Raw genomic sequence first — 17,716 nt, 5'->3', positions numbered from 1 at the left:
GGATCGCGGTCTTGCCGCCGTCGATGCCCTGGCGGCGCTGCGTGTACAGGCCCCACCAGCGGAAGCGACCGCGCAGGTCCCCCGGAGGAATCGACCAGAAGCCCCACTTCGAGTACATGGTCTCGATGCGCTGACGCACGAGCAGGGGGTCGCCTGCCGCCTTCATCTCCTCGTTGGGGTTCAGCGGCGTGCGGTCGCCCGCGGCCCACTGGCCGTCCTTGGACGCGGTGTTCTTGCGCGCCGCGGCCTCGCGCGTGCGGATGAGGCGCGCCTCCTCGCGGTGGCGGCGGCGCTCTTCAGCCTCCGCGATCTCAGCGGCGGTGCGCGTGGTGGTGGCTTCGGTGTCGGTCACCGAGGTCTCCTCGACATTCTGGGAGGGCTCTCGGCCAGGTGAGCGCTGCTGGGCCGCGCTCGGTGGCCGAGCGCCCAGGGGCTACGTGGGGACGTATCCGTGGGCGATCAGGCCGACAGACACATGGCACAGCAGTCGCAGCACATCATCGATGCGCGCACGTTCTGCTGGGTTGCCATGCGGGCGATCTTCGCACGGCGCGCCGCCGTCTCGCTATACCCCGTGGGTATGCGGGGCCCGCGCGCCGGCGCGCACGTGCTCGGTGTGGAACCGCTCGATCTGGTCGATCACGTGCGGGTCGCGCGTCTCGAGTGCGATCTCCCGGGTGCCCAGCCGCACTCCCGCGGCCACGAAGTTGTGGGAACCCGTGATCGCGACCCGCTCCCCGTCCGGCATCGTGAACACGAGCGCCTTCGCATGCAGGTACGGCTCGCGCCGGTATCGCGTCCGGTGCCCCGTCGTCGCCATCGAGGAGGCGATCAGCGTCGCGTTCGCGAACGCGGCCTGGCGCGGCCTGTTGAACCACAGCCCGTCCGCGCGGCGCGCGACCTCGCGCCCCAGCGGCCCCGTGGGGCAGTACTGCGAGACGTGGAGGACGCTCTCGGCTCGGCGCGCCCACGCGAGCGCGGCGGCGTAGATCGCTGACTCGCCCGGTCTGCCCCCGTCGATCAGCACGCGGCCGACGGCGTGGTCGAGGACCTGCGCGGGCATCCGCTCCCGGGGGGCTTCTGCCGCGATGGCGTCGTGCAGCGAGGACAGGCTGTCGGCCAGCGCGGCATCCTCGACGCGGAGCATGTAGTCGACGTTGGTGACCCCGGGATCGTCCATGTTGACGCCGCCGAAGGACCACGCGACGTCGTCCACCACCGTCAGCTTCGTGTGCGTGCGACCCCGGAACGGGAGGCCGGTCTCGCGGCCCAGCCACCGCATCGTCCCTCCGGCGCCGCGCAGGTCGCGGTCGAGGGCCGCTGCGCTCGTGCGGCGCCGCGACGGCATCGCCCCGCCGACCATGGACGCCGATCCCGCCGTGTAGGTGAACACGTCCGCGCTCACCCGCACGTCGACGCCGCGAGCGGCGGCGTCGATCAGCGCGTCGATGAGGTCAGAGGTGAGGGCGTCGCGGCTCACCGTGAGCGCCGTCAGGCGCACACGGCGCTGGGCCGATGCGACGGCCGAGGTGAGGTCGCGCAGGTACGCCGCGCCGCGGAGCAGGGAGGGCGGCGCCGCCGGCTTCAGGTGCACGGCCGATGCGGTGGCGGGGGCCCGTCCGAGGGTAGGGGGGAGGGCCGCGGGGCGAGACGCCGGGCGGGTGCTGGTCGCTGCCGAAGCGGTCACGACACGAGAGTTGCACGCGACCGCGGGCCCGTTCCATGCTCGCGCGGCGCCGTCACTCAGGATTCATCGCCCGCTCACCGCGCCGTCACCGGGACCACCGTCCCCACGCCACGGCGGCGACGCGGCCTATGCTCGAGACGCGGCATGGTCCCCGCCCCAGATGCCGTCCCATCGGTCCAAGGATGTCGCTGTGGACGCACCCACCGAGGTCTTCGATGTCTCGGGCATGCTCGCGAGGCTCGACCGCCTGTTCAGCGCCGGCGAGGGGCCTGATGCCGCCGCCGCGCTCCTCGATCAGTCTCTCGCGGAGGCCGAGTCGCTGGGGGACCGCGCCGCTCGGCTCGCGATCCTCAATGAGCTGATGGGCCTGATGCGTGCGACCGGCGACCACGACAGGTCGCTCCGCGCCGCCGCCGAGGCGCGCGAGCTGTCCGACGCCCTCGGATGGCCGGGCACCGAGAACCACGTCACGACCCTGATCAACATCGCGACAGCCCAGCGCGCGGCCGGGCAGAGCGACGAGGCGCGCGCCACGTACGACGAAGCGCTCGAGCAGGCGCTCGCGGTCTTGGACCCGGATGACAGGCGGCTCGCGGCGCTGCGCAACAACCTCGCGATCCTGCTGGGCGACCGGGGTGACCCCGCTGCTGCGCACGAGCAGCTGCTCGAAGCCCTCGCGATCCTGGAGCGCACCACGGTCGATCCCGACCGCGATGTGGACATCGCCGGCACGCTCACCAACCTCTCACTGGTCTGCCACGACCTGGGTCGCGGGTCCGAGGCCGCTGCCCGGGCGCAGGAAGCCGCGCAGATCTTCGAGGCATGCGGCCGCGAGGATGGACATGCCGCGGCCGGGCTCGCCGGACTCGCGGAGTCGTGCTTCCGGCGTGGCGAGACCGAGCAGGCGGTCGGCCTCTACCGGCGCGCGCTCGACATGACCCGGACCGCGTTCGGGGAGTCGAGCGATCAGTACGTGGTCACCGCCGAGAACCTCGCCCACGCCGAGCAGGCGGCGGCCGCGATGGCGAGCGGCCACGGGACTGCGCCGGTCATGGGGTCGGTCACCCCCGGCGGTGCCGTGCCGTCCCCCGAGTCGGCGACTGGGTCGGGTGCCGCGCCGCGAACGCCACCGGCGCAGTCCGCGCCAGTCGAGTCTGGTCTTTCGCTCGCTCGTGCGTTCTGGGAGGAGCATGTCCGGCCGATGGTGCAGGCTCGGCCCGCCTTGCACGGGCGCGTCGCCGCGGGCCTCGTGGGCCACGGGTCCGAGTGCTACGGATTCGACGACGCCGTGTCGCGCGATCACGACTTCGGGCCTGGAGTGTGCCTGTGGCTCACCCGCGAGGACATGGACGCGCACGGCGAGGAGCTGCAGGCCGCGTACGACGCGCTCCCTCGACGCTTCCGCGGCGTCGGACCCCGCGTCGCGACTGCGCGATCCGCGCGGGAGCAGAGAGTGGGCGTCTTCGAGATCGGCGACTTCTTCGAGCGGCTCACGGGCCTGCGGGCGGCGCCGGACGATGCTCGCGCGTGGGTCACGCTCCACGAGCCGACCTTGGCCGTCGCGACGAACGGCGCGGTCTTCGCGGATCCGCTGGGCGCGTTCGGTGCGGCGAGGGGTGGTTTCCTTCGCATGCCGGACGACGTGCTGCTGATGCGGCTGGGCCAGCGGATCGCGATGATGGCCCAGGCGGGCCAGTACAACGTCCCGCGCATGCTGGACCGGGCCGACGGCGAGGCGGCCTGGGCGGCGGTGGGCGAGTTCGTGGCTGCGGCCGCATCGGCCGTCTTCCTGCTCAACCGACCCTCGAGCGTGGGGTACCTGCCCTACTACAAGTGGCGTCCGGCGGCGCTGCGCGCTCTCGCGGCCCGGCCTGGGTCGCGCGTGCCGACCGTGCACCGCGACCTCGGCGAGGCCGTGCGGCTCGCTTCGGCGGCGTGCCTGGGCGGAGTGGAGTTCGGCGAGGGCGGCGCCGGGGCGCGAGGCGCGCGGCGCGGTCTCGAGGGCGCGATCGAGCGCGCATGCGCCGCAGTCGTCGACGAGCTGCGAGTCCAGCGGCTCTCGACTGCGACGGACACTTTCCTCGAGCCCCACCGCGACGAGCTGCGCGCGCGGATCCGTGACCCCTGGCTGCGGAGCGTGTGACGTGACCGCGGATGACCGGCTGTTCCCCGAGACCATGGCGCGAGCTCAGCGCATCGTCGACGCCGAGTGGCGGCAGTTCCAGCGGGTCCAGGGCGATGACGGGCGTGCCGCGTGCCAGGACGACTGGAAGACGTTCCGGCAGATGCGACTCGCGCAGTTCCTCGCATGGAGCATCCCCCTGCTCGACAGCTACGAGCACGACCTCTCGGCCGCGGAGAGCGCGGGACGCAACCTGCTCACCGAGAAGTACGGGCGCATGATGAGCTCGACGGAGCCCGCCCGCTACACGGCGGAGATCGCGCCGCGGCTGCCGGTGCTTCCCGCCGAGCGCATCGAGCGCCACGAGCGCGTGATCGCGCGCCAGGTTGGCTGGGCCGCTCAGTTCCATGGCGAGTACCCCTGTCTCGGCGCGAGCATGCGGGTGCTCAGGACCGCGGACGACACTCTCGCGGAGACCTCGTTCGAGACGTACCTGCGCGGTGAGCTCGGCACGTATTCGGACGCGACGTTCGACCTCTACGAGGCGCTCGTGCGCGACTTCGAGGACCAGGGGCGCAACCTCACGGAGCGCATCCTGTCGCTCACGGTGGCGATGTCCGGCTACCCCGACCTGGAGTCGGCAGAGGCAGCGCAGCGCGCGTGAGGCGTGCGATGCCCCCCGGGGTTTGTGGCGCTCGACGGCGCCGTGACCGCCCGCCGGAGTGTGTCTATACTCTGGTGCCGTTGCGCCCGAACGGCCGGGCGCGCCGCCTCCGCCAATCGAAGTGAGACACCTGTGACCACCGAACGCCCCTTGCGCGTCGCCATCGTCGGCGCCGGACCTGCTGGCACCTATGCCGCCGACATCCTGTCCAAGTCCGACATCTCGACGTCGATCGACATCATCGAGCGTCTGCCCGCACCGTTCGGTCTGGTCCGCTACGGCGTCGCCCCGGACCACCCGCGCATCAAGCAGATCATCGTCGCGCTCGCGAACGTCCTGGGCCGCGGTGACATCCGCCTGCTGGCCAACGTCAACGTGGGCACGGACCTCACGCTCGAGGACCTGCGCGAGCACTACGACGCGGTGATCTTCGCGACCGGCGCCTTCGAGGATTCCGACCTCAACATCCCTGGTATCGAGCTCGATGGATCGTTCGGCGCCGCCGACTTCGTGTCGTGGTTCGATGGCCACCCCGATGTTCCGCGCACGTGGCCCCTCGAGGCCAAGGAGGTCGCGATCTTCGGCGTCGGCAACGTCGCGCTGGACGTCGCCCGCGTCCTGTCGAAGCACCCGAAGGACATCGCTGTGACGGAGATCCCGGCGAACGTCTACGAGGGCCTCGCGTCCAATCCCGTGACCGATGTCCACGTGTTCGGCCGCCGCGGACCCGCCCAGGTCAAGTTCTCGCCGCTCGAGCTGCGCGAGCTAGGACACGTGCCGGACGTCGACATTGTCGTGTACCCGGAGACGGACTACGAGTTCGACGAGGCCTCGATGGAGGTCGCGGAGAACAACAAGCAGCAGAAGCAGGTCGTCAAGACGCTCACTGACTATGCGCTCAAGGAGCCGGGCACGGCATCGCGCCGGATCCACCTGCACTTCCTCCAGAGCCCCCACGAGGTGCTGGGCGAGGACGGCAAGGTCGTGGGCGTGCGCGTGGAGCGCACCGAGCTGCAGGGCGACGGCACGGTCAAGGGCACCGGGGAGTTCATCGACTATCCGGTGCAGGCGGTCTACCGCGCGGTGGGCTACTACGGCACCGAGATCGAGGGTGTGCCGTTCGATCACTCGAAGGGCACCATCGCCAACGAGGGCGGACGCGTGGTGGACGGTGGCGACGCCGTGCACGGCTTCTACACGACGGGTTGGATCAAGCGCGGCCCGGTCGGCCTCATCGGACACACCAAGTCCGATGCGCAGGAGACCATCGCGAACCTCGTCGAGGACGCGCCGCGCCTCTACGCGGAGACCCAGGCGGGCGCTCAGCAGCTCAGCCCGGACAACCTCATGCACCTCCTGCGCGAGCGGGGCGTCGACGTGGTCCAGTGGCACGACTGGGAGCTGCTCGACGCGCACGAGCGCGCACTGGGCGAGGCTGACGGTCGCGAGCGCATCAAGGTCGTGCCGCGCGACGAGATGACGGACATCGCGCTGAACCGCGTGCGCGCGGCGCAGTAGTCGCGCGCCAGGCGCGAACGCCGAGGGCCGGCACGGGTATCCGTGCCGGCCCTCGGCGCATTCTCACTGCTGCATCGCGCTACAGCAGTCCGCGGTACAGGTCCTCGATCTGCTCGACGGTCGCGCCGCGGGGATTGCCGCCCGCGCAGACGTCGTCGAACGCCGCCTGCGCCAGCGCCGGCACGTCTGCGGCGGTCGCGCCCACCTCGGTGATGGTCGTGGGGTTGCCCAGCTCCCTAGTGAGTGAGGCAACTGCCTCAACGGCCGCCACGCGCGCATCGTCGAGGGGCATGGCGTGGGCGTCCGCGACGCCGAATGCCGCCGCGATGTCGCGGTACTTCTCTCCCGAGTCGGAGGCATTGAAGGCCATCACCGGTGCCAGCAGGACGCCGTTCGCGACGCCGTGCGGGGCCGAGTAGAAGGCCCCCAGGGGGTGCGCCATCGCGTGGACGAGTCCCAGTCCCACGTTGGAGTAGCCCATGCCGGCGACGTACTGGCCCAGGGCCATGCGGTCGGCGGCATCGGCGTCGCCGTCGGCGGCCAGCGGCAGCGCCTGGGCGATGACCTGGATGGCCTTGAGATGGAACAGGTCGGACAGTTCCCAGGCGCCTGCAGTGATGTAGCCCTCGATCGCGTGTGTGAGGGCATCGAGCCCGGTGGCGACCTTGAGCGCCCGCGGAGCGCTGGCCATCATCTCCGAGTCCACGACCGCGAGGATCGGGATGTCGTGCGGGTCGACGCACACGAACTTGCGCTGCCGCTCGACGTCAGTGATGACGTAGTTGATGGTGGTCTCGGACGCGGTCCCGGCCGTGGTGGGGACGGCAATGATGGGCACGGACGGGTTCTGGGTGTCCGCGACGCCCTCGAGCGATCGCACGTCCTCGAACTCGGGGTTCGCCACCACGATGCCGATGGCCTTGCAGGTGTCCTGCGGAGATCCGCCGCCGATGGCGATCAGGACGTCGGCGCCCGACTCGCGAAACGCCGCGACGCCGCTCCGGACGTTCTCGATGGGCGGGTTCGGGACCACATCGGAGTGGAGCTGGTAGGCGAAGCCAGCGTCGTCCAGGAGCGCGGTGACGCGGCCGGCAACGCCGGTTTCGATCAAGACCGGATCGGTCACCACGAACGCCTTGGTGAAGCCGCGACGGCTCAGTTCCTCGGGGATGACGGAGATGGAACCGGCCCCGAAGTAGGCCGTCTGGTTCCAGATCATGCGGTAGGCCATGGTGAGCTCCTCTGCTCGGTCGGCACGCCCGCGCATCGGGCGGTTCTGAATCGTTCCAATCTCCAGTGCACCATCGCATCGGCTGGCCGACGTGAGCCCAACGTCCCGGATGCTCCATGACACCCCGCACGCGGGAACCCGAACAGGCGGTCGCCCGTTCAATGTGCGAACAACATGTCCTCGGAGGATCAGTGGGAAAGCAATACTTCAACGGGCTCAAGACGGGCGCGCTCTTCGTGCTCCTGTGGGTCGTGCTGCTGGGCATCGGCTCGTTCGTGGGCGGCGGCCAGTACATCTGGATCTTCGCGGGCCTGGGCCTGATCGGCACCTTCTACGGCTACTGGAACTCTGACAAGCTCGCGATCCGCGCCATGCACGCTCGACCCGTCACCGAGGTCGAGCAGCCGGCGATGTATCGGATCGTCCGCGAGCTGTCCGCCGAGGCCAATCAGCCCATGCCGCGCCTGTACGTCTCTCCCACGCAAGCTCCGAACGCGTTCGCGACGGGACGCAACCCCAACAACGCCGCGGTTTGCTGCACCGAGGGCATCCTTGACCTGCTCGACGAGCGCGAGCTGCGCGGCGTGCTGGGCCACGAGCTCATGCACGTCTACAACCGCGACATCCTCATCGGCTCGGTGGCGGCGGCGTTCGCGGGCCTCATCACGGCGGCGGCGCAGATGCTGTTCTTCTTCGGTGGCGGCAACAACAACCGCGACAACCCACTGGGCCCCATCGGCATGCTCGCGATGCTGTTCCTCGCGCCCATCGCCGCCGCTCTCATCCGCATGGCGATCTCGCGGACGCGCGAGTACGACGCGGACGAGGACGGCGCCTCGCTCACGGGCGACCCCCTCGCTCTCGCGAGCGCGCTGCGCAAACTCGAGTCCGGAACCCAGGCGCGCCCGCTGCCGCAGGAGGCGCCGCTCGAGAACGTCTCGCACATGATGATTGCGAACCCGTTCTCGGGCGCGGGCATGGCGAAGCTGTTCTCGACGCACCCGCCCATGGACGAGCGCATCGGCCGCCTCGAGGAGATGGCGCGCTCGAACGGGCAGTACTTCTAGGCCCCTTTGAGGCCGCGACGGCGCGTTCGGGCATGCCTGGGAGGTCGTGTGCGTTGACGACACCAACGAGGCATGGGCGCCCCGTGCGCGCCCCACGCGATGACGGAGGAGGCACGGACGATGAGAACTCACGAGGCAGAGCAACTGGTGGCGCTGGAGCGTGACGGTTGGGAGGCCTTGACCCGGGGCGAGGCGCGCGACTTCTACGACGACGTCCTCGCCCGCGAGGCCGTGATGGTCTTTCCGTTCGGAGTCATGGAGAGGGACGATGCGATCGACGGCATGGCAGAGTCGCGCCGCTGGCAGGACTACCGGCTGGACGACCTGACGGTCCACGACCTCGGTGCCGGCATTGCGGTGGTGTCCTACCGCGTGCACGCGGAGCGCGACGACGAGGCGCCGTTCGACGCGATGCTCGCCAGTACGTATGTGCGCTCCCGCGGCGGGTGGCGCATGATGCTGCACCAGCAGTCGCCGTGAAGTGGGCGGCAGGCTCCCGAAGCCCGCGGCGTCAGCGGTAGTTCACGAACTGCAGGTCCACGTCGACGTCGGCGCCCTTGAGCAGCTGGATGGTCTTCTGCAGGTCGTCGCGGGACTTGGACTGCACGCGGAGCTCGTCGCCCTGAATCTGCGACTTCACCGACTTGGGGCCCTCGTCGCGGATCAGCTTGCCGAGCTTCTTCGCGGTCTCCTGGGTGATCCCCTCCTTGAGCTCCGCGACCAGGCGGAACTCCTTGCCCGAGGGCACCGGGTCTCCGTACTCGAGGGACTTCATGGAGATGCCGCGCTTGGCGAGCTTGCCGATCAGCACGTCGAGCACCGCCTTGACCCGCTCAGCGGAGTTGGCCTTCATGAGGATGGCCTCGCCGGAGAACTCGATCGAGGCGCCCACGTCGCGGAAGTCGTAGCGCTGGTTGATCTCCTTGTAGGCCTGGTTGAGGGCGTTGTCGACCTCCTGACGGTCGATCTTGCTCACGACGTCGAAGCTGCTGTCGCCTGCCATGGGGTCCTCCTGGGGTCGGGGCGCGAGGAGCGCCGATGCGGTCGGGGCCGGGCGACCCCGACGCCGGTTCGCGCCGGGGGCCTTTCTGTTGCTATCCTTCCATGCGCGCCGCTTGCGGTTTCGACCAGGCGCATGGCAGGTTGCCCGAGCGGCCAAAGGGAGCTGACTGTAAATCAGCCGTCACTGACTTCGGGGGTTCGAATCCCTCACCTGCCACGTGGGGCCCGGCTTTGGCCGGGCCTTTCGCGTTCCCCGGCGGCCCCACCATGCCTCCCCGCCCGCGCCTGAGCGCGCCATGAGTGCATGAGTGACGTTTCCAGGCGCCGGCTGAATCCTGTGAGCGAACGAGTGCCGCGCCGCGGCCGCCATCGTTCAGTCTCCACTGCGGCACACGCCCGCGCTGAGATCCACACTCGTGCTCCATTGGCGCGCTCAGACAGTGGCCGCGAATCTGAGCGCGGCAATGGAGCGCCAGTGTTGATATGGCAGGCGTCGTGGATCCTGGTGGAGGCTGAGCGCGGGGCCCCCCGCGCGCCGCCGAGGCTCAGCCCACCTCGTCCGCAGCCGGCCCTGCCGCCGTGTGAACGAAGTGGCCCCGCTTGACGGCGACGTCCGAGGACATCTCCTCGAGTTCCATGCCCTTGGTCTCGGGCACGCGGTAGAACACGAAGAAGAACGAGATGAGGGCCATCGACGCGTAGAAGCCGTACGCGAGCACCAGACTCACCGAGGCGAGCTCGGGGAACGTCACGGTGATCGCCCAGTTGGCCATCCACTGCGCCGCCGCGGCGACCGCGAGGGCGGACGCGCGAATCTTGTTCGGGAAGATCTCGCCCAGGAGCACCCACACCACCGGGCCCCAGGTCGCCCCGAAGAACACCACGAACGCGTTGGCTCCGATGAGCGCCGTGGTGGCCCACGCGCCCTCGAGACTCGCGTTTCCCGAGGCATCGAGCGATGCGGTGCTGAAGGCGACCGCCATGACGCCCAGCGACACGGTCATGCCGGCGGAACCGATGAGCAGCAGGAGGCGGCGTCCGATCTTGTCCACCAGGGCGATCGCCACGATGGTGACGACGACGTTGGTGACCGACGTGATCGTCGAGGTGAGGAAGGCATCGGACTCGTCGAATCCGACCGACTGCCACAGCGTCGTGGAGTAGTAGAAGATCACGTTGATGCCCACGAACTGCTGGAACACGGACAGCAGGATGCCCGTCCACACGATCGGCTTGAGACCCCACGCCCGGCCGCGCAGGTCGCCGAGCGAGCGGTGCTCGTCCTCGCCCATGGACACGCGGATCTCGACGATCTTGTGGTCGACGTCGTCCTCGCCGGAGAAGTCTCGAAGCACCTCCGCCGCCTCGTCGATCCGGTGCTTGCTCACGAGGTAGCGCGGCGACTCGGGCAGCGTCAGCGCCGCCGCGCCATAGACCACCGCCGGCACGACGCACACGAGGAACATCCAGCGCCATGCCTCGATGCCCCACCACAGCTCGTTCGCAGCGCCGTCCGCGCTCTCGGCGAGCAGCTGGTCGCTCAGCAGCGCGGCGAAGACACCCAGGACGATCGCCATCTGCTGGAGCGACCCCAGCCGGCCGCGGAAGGCAGAGGGCGCGACCTCGGCGATGTAGGCGGGCGCGATGACCGATGCCGCGCCGATCGCGAGGCCCGCGATGATGCGCCATGCCATGAGGTCCCAGACGCCGATGCACAGGGCGGAGCCGACCGAAGAGATGAGGAACACGATGGCCGACATCACCATGACGCGAATGCGCCCGTACTTGTTGGCGAGCGTGCCCGCGAACCAGGCGCCGACCGCGCAGCCGAGCAGCGCCGACGCCACGACGAACCCGGTGAACCCCTCGGACAGCTCGAACTCCCCCTGGATCGAGTCGACGGCGCCGTTGATCACTGAGGAGTCGAAGCCGAACAGGAAGCCTCCCAGCGCGGCGCCGATGCTGATCGCGATGACCTTGCCGTTGAGCTTCGCTCCCGAGTGAGGGGCCGATGCGGGGGTCGACGTGCTCATCAGCACTCCTTCAGGACGGTACGGCGCGCGTCTGTGCGCGGGGGTGGTCTGACGCCCTCACAGTATCGCCGTGGAGGGCGTCGCGCCTGGTGAGGCGGCACGCTGGGAACGCAACGGACGCGCCAGGTCGCCGCGATCGCTGACCTCGACGCTGTCGAGTCCCAGCCACCGCGCCATCAGGTCGAGCTCGTCCGAGGCGGCGGCGGCGATGCGCGCGCTCGTCATCCGCCTCGCACCCGTCGCGACGCCCGGCTCGAGCCATGCCGCGAGCACCCGCAGCACGCCCGCCTTGCGGTCCGCCTTGAGGTCGAGCCGTGCCGGGATCTGGTCCCCCACCAGGAGCGGCAGGCAGTAGTAGCCGTAGACCCGCTTGGACTCGGGCGTGTAGATCTCGATGCGGTAGTCGACGCCGAACATCCGCTGGAGGCGCGGCCGGAACCAGCACACGGGATCGAACGGGCTGAGCAGCGCCCTCCCCGTGGCCCTTCCGGGATCCTGTGCCGCGCGGTGGTGCGGCCGCTCGGGCGTCGCGGACCCGGTGGCGAGCAGCGCGGGCTCGTCCCAGCCCTCGACGCTCACCCACTGCGCGAGCCCCCTCTCCACGGCCGATGCGGCCCAGGCCTTGCCGCCCGCGACACCCGGGGTGCGGGGGCCCGCCTGGAACGGGAGTCGGAAGTGGTCGCACACGTCCTTGGGAGTGCCGATGCCGCACGCGGACAGCGCGCGGTCGAACAGAGCCTGGCGCGCCTCGTCCGCCGGCACTCCCCAGTCGCCCCGGTCCGCCGCGGGCAGACCCCACCCGCGCATCGTCGCGTCGTACGTGCGCGCGAAGTGCCGCCCACGCGACGCGGCGACGCCTCCCGTGATGAACAGGTACTCGGCAGCGACCTTGGCGTGGCTCGCGTCCCACCAGGGGCCCGAGCGGCCCTCGCGCGGCGCCAGGTGCTCGAGGTCCGCGCCGACCACGGGTCCCGACTCCTCGACGGCCGCCTGCACCTGGGCGAGCAGCCCCGGCCGCTCCCGTTCGAGCGCGTCGCGGGTGCGGGCCTTCCACGTGGTGGTGGTGAGCATGCGGTGGTGCATCAGCGGCAGCACGTCGAGCGGCATCACCGAGGCCTCGTGGCCCCAGTGCTCGAAGGCGTGAGGGGAGTGCCCGCGCTCGTCTCCCCACAGGAACGCGTCGAGAACTGCGGGCCGGTACGGCCCCAGCCGCGAGTACAGCGGCAGGTAGTGGGCCCGCGCGAGCACGTTGACGGTGTCCAGCTGCAGCACGCCCTGACGCTCGAGATAGGCCGCGAAGTCGGCGTCTCGCGGCCGGCGCGATGGGCGTCTGCGGGCGAGCGACTGGGCGTCGAGGAAGATGCGCCGCGCCTCCGCGGCACCGATGTCGGGGCTCACCTGGCACACTCTAGTGACGGCGTCGGACATCGCCTCGGGGCCGATTTCACTTCCACCCCCGGGGCCGTGTATTCTTGACCGGCTTGCCCCGATAGCTCAGTCGGCAGAGCGTTTCCATGGTAAGGAAAAGGTCCAGGGTTCGATTCCCTGTCGGGGCTCTGATATGCGGTGTTTCTCACGGACGCCGCTGTCATGGCGGGGTAGCTCAGGTGGTTAGAGCACACGACTCATAATCGTGGGGTCGCGGGTTCGAGTCCCGCCCTCGCTACGAAGCAGGCGATCCGCCTGCTCACGCGCTTGACGAGCGCGTCATGACAAGGCTGGGAGAGAACCATGGCCAAGAACGACGTCCGCCCGAAGATCACGCTGGCCTGCACCGAGTGCAAGGACCGCAACTACATCACGCGCAAGAATCGTCGCAACAACCCTGACCGTGTGGAGCTCTCCAAGTTCTGCCGGAAGTGCGGCAAGCACACCGCGCACCGCGAGACGCGCTGATCTGATTCACACGCGAAGGCCCGCCACCTCCGAGGAGGGGCGGGCCTTCCGCATTCCGGGGCCGGGTGGGACACTCTCGTCATGACACTGGGCAGGGACGATGCGGTCGCTGGATGGCAGTCGACGTCGCCAGCGCGACGCCCGCGGCGCGTGCGCGTGCAGTGGCGCGGGGTGGCGCGTGCGCTCGGATGGGTGGTCTTCGCACCCACGCTGGCCGTGGTCGCCGCGCGTGAGCTCGGGTTCGAGGCCGGTCCGTTCGCGGTGCTCGTTGCCCTGACGCCGTGGGCGCTCGCGGGGTTCGCCGCGTCGCTGGTGTGTGCGGCCGCAGGCCGCTCGGCGCTGCTGGCGGGGGTGTCGGTGCTGGCGTGCGTCCCGGTGGTGTTCACCATGGCGCCGGTCTGGAGCAGCGAGACTCTTCCCGGAGGACCGCATGCGCTGACAGTCGCGTCAGTGTCAATGACCTTCGGCGAGGCCGAGGCCGAGCAGGTCGTGGCGCTGGTCCGCGATCGCGACGTCGACCTGCTCGCGATTCAGGAGCTCACGCCTGAGGCCCAGGACGCCCTCGTCGAGGCAGGCCTCGAGGAGGAGTTGCCGTACGCGGCGGCCTACCCGGAGCCCGGGTTCACCGGCACCGGACTGTGGTCGCGCGAGCCTCTGGCGATCGCGGCCTCGCTCGACGGCTTCGTGGCGCGCACCGCGCACGCGACCCTCGGGACGGGTGACGGCGCCATCACTGTGATCGCGCCCCACCCCGCCGCGCCTGGGCTGTTCTCCCACGAGGCGTGGAGCGCAGACACGGAGAGTCTCATCGAGCTTCTCGAGGCCACCCCGGGCCCCGCGATCGTGGTGGGCGACCTCAATCTCACGTCCGACCACCGAGCCTTCCGCGACCTGCTCGACGCGGGCTACTCTCACGCCAGGGACCAGGCCGGCGTGGGCCCGCGTTTCACCTTCCCCGAGAGCCGCTCGCCGTTCCCGCTCGTCGCGATCGACCACGTCCTGGTGCGCGATGTCCCCTTCAGCGCGAGCGCCGTCGAGACGGTCGCGATCACCGGGTCGGACCACCGCGCTCTGCTCGTGAACTACACCTACACGTCAGGCGAGAGCTGAGCGGCACTCCGCCGGCGCATCGGCCCGTCGCGATCAGGCGCTTCCGTTTCGCTAGGCTGGCGACGTGCCAGTGAATCAGGATGCAGAGGGTCGCAGCTACGGCCCGTTCGAGCCCTACGAGGTGACGCGGGTCAAGATCCGCGAGTTCGCGGACGCTGTGGACGCTTACTCGGGCGCGCACCGCGACGTCGCGGTCGCCCAGGCGGAGGGGTATGACGACCTGGTCGCCCCGACCACCTTCGCGGTGATCATCGCGCAGCGCGCGGAATTCCACGTCGTCACCGATCCTGACGTGGGCGTGGACTTCTCGATGGTGGTCCACGCGGACGAGCGCTTCACCCATGTGCGCCCGCTCGTCGCGGGCGACCTCATCTCGACCACGGTCCACATCGACAGCATCAAGCAGCGCGCGGGCATCGCCATGGTGACCACTCGCGCGGAGCTCGTCGACCAGGACGGCGCGCCCGTGTCCACGGTGACGAGCACCCTCGCGGTCAGGGAGGCGGCATGACCGAGTCGACCAGCCCGGCCTTCGAGGGCCTCGAGGTGGGCCAGACGGTGGCGGAGCGCGCGCTGACCTTCACCCGCGACACGCTCGTCCGCTACGCGGGCGCCTCCGGCGACTTCAACCCGATCCACTACAACGACGTGATCGCGGAGGAGGTGGGTCTGCCGGGCGTGATCGCGCACGGGATGCTGACCATGGGCTCCGCCGCCTCCGTGGTGGAGGAGTGGGCCGGCGCGGGCAACGTCTCCGACTTCCAGGTGCGCTTCACGCGCCCCATTCCCGTCCCCAACCCGGGCGAGGCCGTGGTCACGGTGACGGCCCGCATCGGCGCCCTGGACGACGACCGCCGCACGGCGCGAGTGGACCTGACCGTGCAGCACGGCGACACCAAGGTGCTGGGCAGGGCGCAGGCGATCGTCGACTGCGACTAGGGGCCAGGCCTGCGGCCGCCTCAGTCTCCCGACCGCACCGGCCCGGTCGAGGTGCCCTGGCGGAACTCGAGCGGCATCCAGACCTGCGACGGCGTCTCGCCGCCCAGCAGCTCCTTGACCTCCTCGGCCATGGCCTCGCCCTTGGCGACGCCGTCCTGGATGATCGTGGTGAGCTCGAGCGGCGCGAGCCACGGGAGGTCGATGCCGTCGAAGCCGGTGACCGACACGTCCTGCGGGACCTTCAGGTCGAGCTCGCGCGCCGCCTGGACCACGCCCGCCGCGAGCACGTCCGACTGCGCGATGATGGCGGTGGGCTGCGACTCGTGAGTCAGCGCGATGTGACCCGCGGCGATGCCCTCGGCGACCATGGTCTCGCGGGCCTCGACCACGACGCACGGCTCGACACCGGCGTGCCTGAACGCCTCGAGTCGATTGTGCATGGGCGCCCAGGCGGACTCCGGCATGTAGTCGATCGGGCGGAGCCCGGTCTCGACGCCGGGTCCGTGAGGCAGCGTGATGGTGCCGATGCGCTCGTGGCCCAGTGCCTGGAGGTGCTCGATGAGCTGGACCGTAGCGGTCGTGTCGTCGATCGACACCTGACCGGCACCGGCCGGCGCGGCGCCGTCCATCACGACGAAGGGGAGCGCGCGCTTGCGCAGCTTCTCGACGGCGGGCTCGTCGTGGTCGCGGACGCGGAAGACGACCGCGGCGTCCATCGGCGCGGAGTCGAGCAGCGACTTCGCCTCCGGGTCCTCGGGAGGGTTGGGGATCAGCAGCACTCCGAGCCCCATGTCGCCCAGCTTCGAGATCAGGCCGTCCATGACGTTGAGGATGTACGGCGAGCGGAACGCGAGCGTGAAGGTGTCGTGGATCACCACGCCCACCACGTGGGAGCGCCCCGAACGGAGCGCGCGAGCCTGCGCGGACGGCCCGCTGTAGTCGAGGTCGGCGGCGGCCTTCTCGACCCGCGCCTTCATCTCTGGAGAGATGGGTCCAGCGCCCGAATAGGCGAGCGAGACCGTCGACAGGGACACTCCCGCACGCGCGGCCACGTCTGCCATGGTGGGTCTTCTCTTCGCGGCCACGACGCCCCTCCCGTACTTTGACGCTGCTACCAGCGTAGTCGCAGAATAGACGCGCGGGGCTTCATCGGGCCCCGGGGCGTCGGCGACGGCGTGCCGTCGCCGCATTCCGTGCGACCACGATCACGACAGGATCTCCGTGCGTCACCCCTTCGCCCACGCCCCCACCACGGCGCCCCTCCCGCAGCGCGTCCGCGCTGCCCGCTGGGGCGTCCTGGGGCTGTTCGCGCTCATGGGGGCGATGCTGTCCACGTTCCTGTCACGCGTTCCGTCCGTCAGGGATGCGCTCGACGTCAGTGTCTCCGGCCTTGCGAACCTCATCATCTTCGGGGCCTTCGGTGCGCTCGCGGCGCTCATGGTGACGGGCTGGACCGCGGCGCGCTTCGGCACGCGCGCGATCCTGTGGTGGTCGAGCTTCAGCTACCTCGCGGCATTCTCGCTGGTCGCGCTGTCGACCGTGCTGGGTGCGCCGGCGGTTTTCGCCGTGGGGCACTTCTTCGTCAGCTTCTCGTTCGCGTTCACCAACGTCGCGATGAATGCGGAGGCAGCGGCGGTCGAGCGCCACCTGGGGCGCGCGGTGATGCCGCAGTTCCACGGCGCCTTCTCGATCGGCATGGCCGCCGCCCTGGGCATCGGCGCGATCCTGTCCCACGCGGGCGTGGCGCCGGGCTGGCACTTCCTGGGCATGGCGGTGCTGCTCACCCTCGTGCGCCTCGCGATCATCCCGGTGGCGGTCATCGACGGCTTGCCGGATCCGGACGTCCCCGCCGCGTCCCTGGGGGGCCCCTTCGCGACCGCGCGCGCCGAGTACCGCGACCGTCGCGTGGTCCTCATCGGCCTCATCGTGTTCGCGGCGTCGATGACGGAGATGACCGCGGCCCAATGGATGTCGCTCGCCGTCGTGGACGAGTTCGACCGCCCGGAGGCCATGGGGGACGTCATCTACTGGGTGTTCGTCGTGTCGATGGTGACGGTGCGATGGTTCGGTGCGCCCATCATCGGCCGCCTGGGCCGCGTGGTCGCGCTGCGGGTGAGCGCGGTGTCCGTCGTGTGCGGGCTGCTGCTCTTCGCCTTCGCGCCGTCCTTCGCGTTCGTCCCGGTCGCTGCCGCGCTGTGGGGACTCGGCGCGGCGTTGGGCGTGCCGATCGGGTTCTCGGCCGCCGCCGACGACCCCCGGCACGCCGCCGCTCGCGTCGCCGCTGTCGCCTCCTTCTCGACGGTCGCCGGCCTCATGGTCCCGCCCCTCATCGGGAACCTGGGGGAGGTGCTGCCGCTGAACGAGGCGCTGCTCGTGGTCGCTGTCGCCTCGACCACCTCCTTCCTCCTCGCGCGCGCCGTCCGCAAGGAGGGGCCGCTGCTGCGCAG

The 17,716-nt window shown here is 70.3% G+C and carries 16 protein-coding genes, 3 tRNA genes and 1 pseudogene; 13 read left to right on the top strand and 7 right to left on the bottom strand.

What is annotated here, in order from left to right; genetic code table 11:
- Together QZ483_RS07045 and QZ483_RS07040 are read right to left on the bottom strand one after the other, a co-directional pair.
- Window positions 1–262, bottom strand: a pseudogene (locus tag QZ483_RS07045) (nitrite/sulfite reductase); the annotation flags it as partial.
- A gap of 303 nt (window positions 263–565) precedes the next feature.
- A complete protein-coding gene (locus QZ483_RS07040) occupies window positions 566–1,687 on the bottom strand; it encodes a phosphatidylserine/phosphatidylglycerophosphate/cardiolipin synthase family protein (protein WP_297082355.1) in 1,122 nt (373 codons plus the stop codon).
- A 190-nt stretch (window positions 1,688–1,877) separates the two neighbouring features.
- Here QZ483_RS07040 and QZ483_RS07035 point away from each other — a divergent pair, with 190 nt between their 5' ends.
- The 3 genes from QZ483_RS07035 to QZ483_RS07025 all read left to right on the top strand — a co-directional run bounded on the left by QZ483_RS07035 (window position 1,878) and on the right by QZ483_RS07025 (window position 5,991).
- Window positions 1,878–3,830, top strand: a complete 1,953-nt coding sequence (locus QZ483_RS07035; protein ID WP_297082353.1) for a DUF4037 domain-containing protein — start codon at window positions 1,878–1,880, stop codon at window positions 3,828–3,830.
- A 1-nt stretch (window position 3,831) separates the two neighbouring features.
- Window positions 3,832–4,473, top strand: a complete 642-nt coding sequence (locus QZ483_RS07030) for a DUF4125 family protein (protein ID WP_297082351.1) — start codon at window positions 3,832–3,834, stop codon at window positions 4,471–4,473.
- Between the two features lie 132 nt (window positions 4,474–4,605).
- Window positions 4,606–5,991: an FAD-dependent oxidoreductase gene (locus QZ483_RS07025; RefSeq protein ID WP_297082350.1), complete on the top strand. Its 1,386-nt coding sequence runs from the start codon at window positions 4,606–4,608 to the stop codon at window positions 5,989–5,991.
- Window positions 5,992–6,070: 79 nt separating this feature from the next.
- On the opposite strand, the gene fucO is transcribed toward QZ483_RS07025, so the two are convergent.
- Window positions 6,071–7,222, bottom strand: coding sequence for a lactaldehyde reductase (gene fucO / locus QZ483_RS07020; RefSeq protein WP_297082348.1), 1,152 nt, complete (start codon window positions 7,220–7,222; stop codon window positions 6,071–6,073).
- A gap of 161 nt (window positions 7,223–7,383) precedes the next feature.
- On the opposite strand from fucO, the gene htpX reads away from it, so the two are divergent.
- Together htpX and QZ483_RS07010 are read left to right on the top strand one after the other, a co-directional pair.
- Complete coding sequence (gene htpX / locus QZ483_RS07015; RefSeq protein WP_297082358.1) at window positions 7,384–8,289, top strand: zinc metalloprotease HtpX; 906 nt, start codon at window positions 7,384–7,386, stop codon at window positions 8,287–8,289.
- A gap of 120 nt (window positions 8,290–8,409) precedes the next feature.
- Window positions 8,410–8,769, top strand: coding sequence for a nuclear transport factor 2 family protein (locus QZ483_RS07010; RefSeq protein WP_297082346.1), 360 nt, complete (start codon window positions 8,410–8,412; stop codon window positions 8,767–8,769).
- Between the two features lie 31 nt (window positions 8,770–8,800).
- On the opposite strand, the gene QZ483_RS07005 is transcribed toward QZ483_RS07010, so the two are convergent.
- Window positions 8,801–9,292 (bottom strand): YajQ family cyclic di-GMP-binding protein, encoded by a 492-nt coding sequence (locus QZ483_RS07005; RefSeq protein WP_297082344.1) that lies wholly within the window; start codon window positions 9,290–9,292, stop codon window positions 8,801–8,803.
- A 134-nt stretch (window positions 9,293–9,426) separates the two neighbouring features.
- On the opposite strand from QZ483_RS07005, the gene QZ483_RS07000 reads away from it, so the two are divergent.
- A tRNA-Tyr gene (locus tag QZ483_RS07000) sits at window positions 9,427–9,508 on the top strand.
- A gap of 328 nt (window positions 9,509–9,836) precedes the next feature.
- Here QZ483_RS07000 and QZ483_RS06995 read toward each other — a convergent pair.
- Both QZ483_RS06995 and QZ483_RS06990 read right to left on the bottom strand, forming a co-directional pair.
- Window positions 9,837–11,324, bottom strand: coding sequence for a sugar porter family MFS transporter (locus QZ483_RS06995; protein WP_297082342.1), 1,488 nt, complete (start codon window positions 11,322–11,324; stop codon window positions 9,837–9,839).
- Between the two features lie 57 nt (window positions 11,325–11,381).
- Window positions 11,382–12,722 carry a winged helix-turn-helix domain-containing protein gene (locus tag QZ483_RS06990; RefSeq protein ID WP_297082341.1) on the bottom strand — a complete coding sequence of 447 codons (1,341 nt, stop codon included), beginning with the start codon at window positions 12,720–12,722 and terminating at the stop codon, window positions 11,382–11,384.
- Window positions 12,723–12,807: 85 nt separating this feature from the next.
- On the opposite strand from QZ483_RS06990, the gene QZ483_RS06985 reads away from it, so the two are divergent.
- The 6 genes from QZ483_RS06985 to QZ483_RS06960 all read left to right on the top strand — a co-directional run bounded on the left by QZ483_RS06985 (window position 12,808) and on the right by QZ483_RS06960 (window position 15,269).
- A tRNA-Thr gene (locus QZ483_RS06985) sits at window positions 12,808–12,880 on the top strand.
- A 36-nt stretch (window positions 12,881–12,916) separates the two neighbouring features.
- A tRNA-Met gene (locus QZ483_RS06980) sits at window positions 12,917–12,990 on the top strand.
- A gap of 65 nt (window positions 12,991–13,055) precedes the next feature.
- Window positions 13,056–13,220, top strand: a complete 165-nt coding sequence (gene rpmG / locus QZ483_RS06975) for a 50S ribosomal protein L33 (RefSeq protein WP_042213233.1) — start codon at window positions 13,056–13,058, stop codon at window positions 13,218–13,220.
- 81 nt (window positions 13,221–13,301) lie between these two features.
- Window positions 13,302–14,330 (top strand): endonuclease/exonuclease/phosphatase family protein, encoded by a 1,029-nt coding sequence (locus QZ483_RS06970; RefSeq protein ID WP_297082336.1) that lies wholly within the window; start codon window positions 13,302–13,304, stop codon window positions 14,328–14,330.
- 64 nt (window positions 14,331–14,394) lie between these two features.
- Window positions 14,395–14,841, top strand: a complete 447-nt coding sequence (locus tag QZ483_RS06965; protein WP_297082335.1) for a MaoC family dehydratase N-terminal domain-containing protein — start codon at window positions 14,395–14,397, stop codon at window positions 14,839–14,841.
- Entirely contained in the window at window positions 14,838–15,269 is a 432-nt protein-coding gene (locus tag QZ483_RS06960; RefSeq protein ID WP_297082333.1) for a MaoC family dehydratase, read from the top strand. The genes QZ483_RS06965 and QZ483_RS06960 overlap by 4 nt, the downstream gene beginning before the upstream one ends.
- Before the next feature lie 20 nt (window positions 15,270–15,289).
- Here the strand turns inward: QZ483_RS06960 and QZ483_RS06955 are convergent, their stop codons facing one another.
- Window positions 15,290–16,330: a LacI family DNA-binding transcriptional regulator gene (locus QZ483_RS06955; protein WP_297082331.1), complete on the bottom strand. Its 1,041-nt coding sequence runs from the start codon at window positions 16,328–16,330 to the stop codon at window positions 15,290–15,292.
- Between the two features lie 160 nt (window positions 16,331–16,490).
- On the opposite strand from QZ483_RS06955, the gene QZ483_RS06950 reads away from it, so the two are divergent.
- Window positions 16,491–17,716: MFS transporter (locus QZ483_RS06950; protein ID WP_297082329.1), on the top strand; the 1,226-nt coding region annotated here is incomplete at its 3' end.

It is taken from the genome of uncultured Demequina sp. (genome assembly GCF_913055775.1).
Lineage (GTDB): Bacteria > Actinomycetota > Actinomycetes > Actinomycetales > Demequinaceae > Demequina.
This window is presented reverse-complemented; position numbering and strand designations above follow the sequence as displayed.

Coding starts and splice junctions, on each gene's coding strand:
- fucO (WP_297082348.1), bottom strand. CDS start 7,222: ATGGCCTACCGCATGATCTGGAACCAGACGGCCTACTTCGGGGCCGGT.
- htpX (WP_297082358.1), top strand. CDS start 7,384: ATGTGCGAACAACATGTCCTCGGAGGATCAGTGGGAAAGCAATACTTC.
- QZ483_RS07010 (WP_297082346.1), top strand. CDS start 8,410: ATGAGAACTCACGAGGCAGAGCAACTGGTGGCGCTGGAGCGTGACGGT.
- QZ483_RS07005 (WP_297082344.1), bottom strand. CDS start 9,292: ATGGCAGGCGACAGCAGCTTCGACGTCGTGAGCAAGATCGACCGTCAG.
- QZ483_RS06995 (WP_297082342.1), bottom strand. CDS start 11,324: ATGAGCACGTCGACCCCCGCATCGGCCCCTCACTCGGGAGCGAAGCTC.
- rpmG (WP_042213233.1), top strand. CDS start 13,056: ATGGCCAAGAACGACGTCCGCCCGAAGATCACGCTGGCCTGCACCGAG.
- QZ483_RS06970 (WP_297082336.1), top strand. CDS start 13,302: ATGACACTGGGCAGGGACGATGCGGTCGCTGGATGGCAGTCGACGTCG.
- QZ483_RS06960 (WP_297082333.1), top strand. CDS start 14,838: ATGACCGAGTCGACCAGCCCGGCCTTCGAGGGCCTCGAGGTGGGCCAG.
- QZ483_RS06955 (WP_297082331.1), bottom strand. CDS start 16,330: ATGGCAGACGTGGCCGCGCGTGCGGGAGTGTCCCTGTCGACGGTCTCG.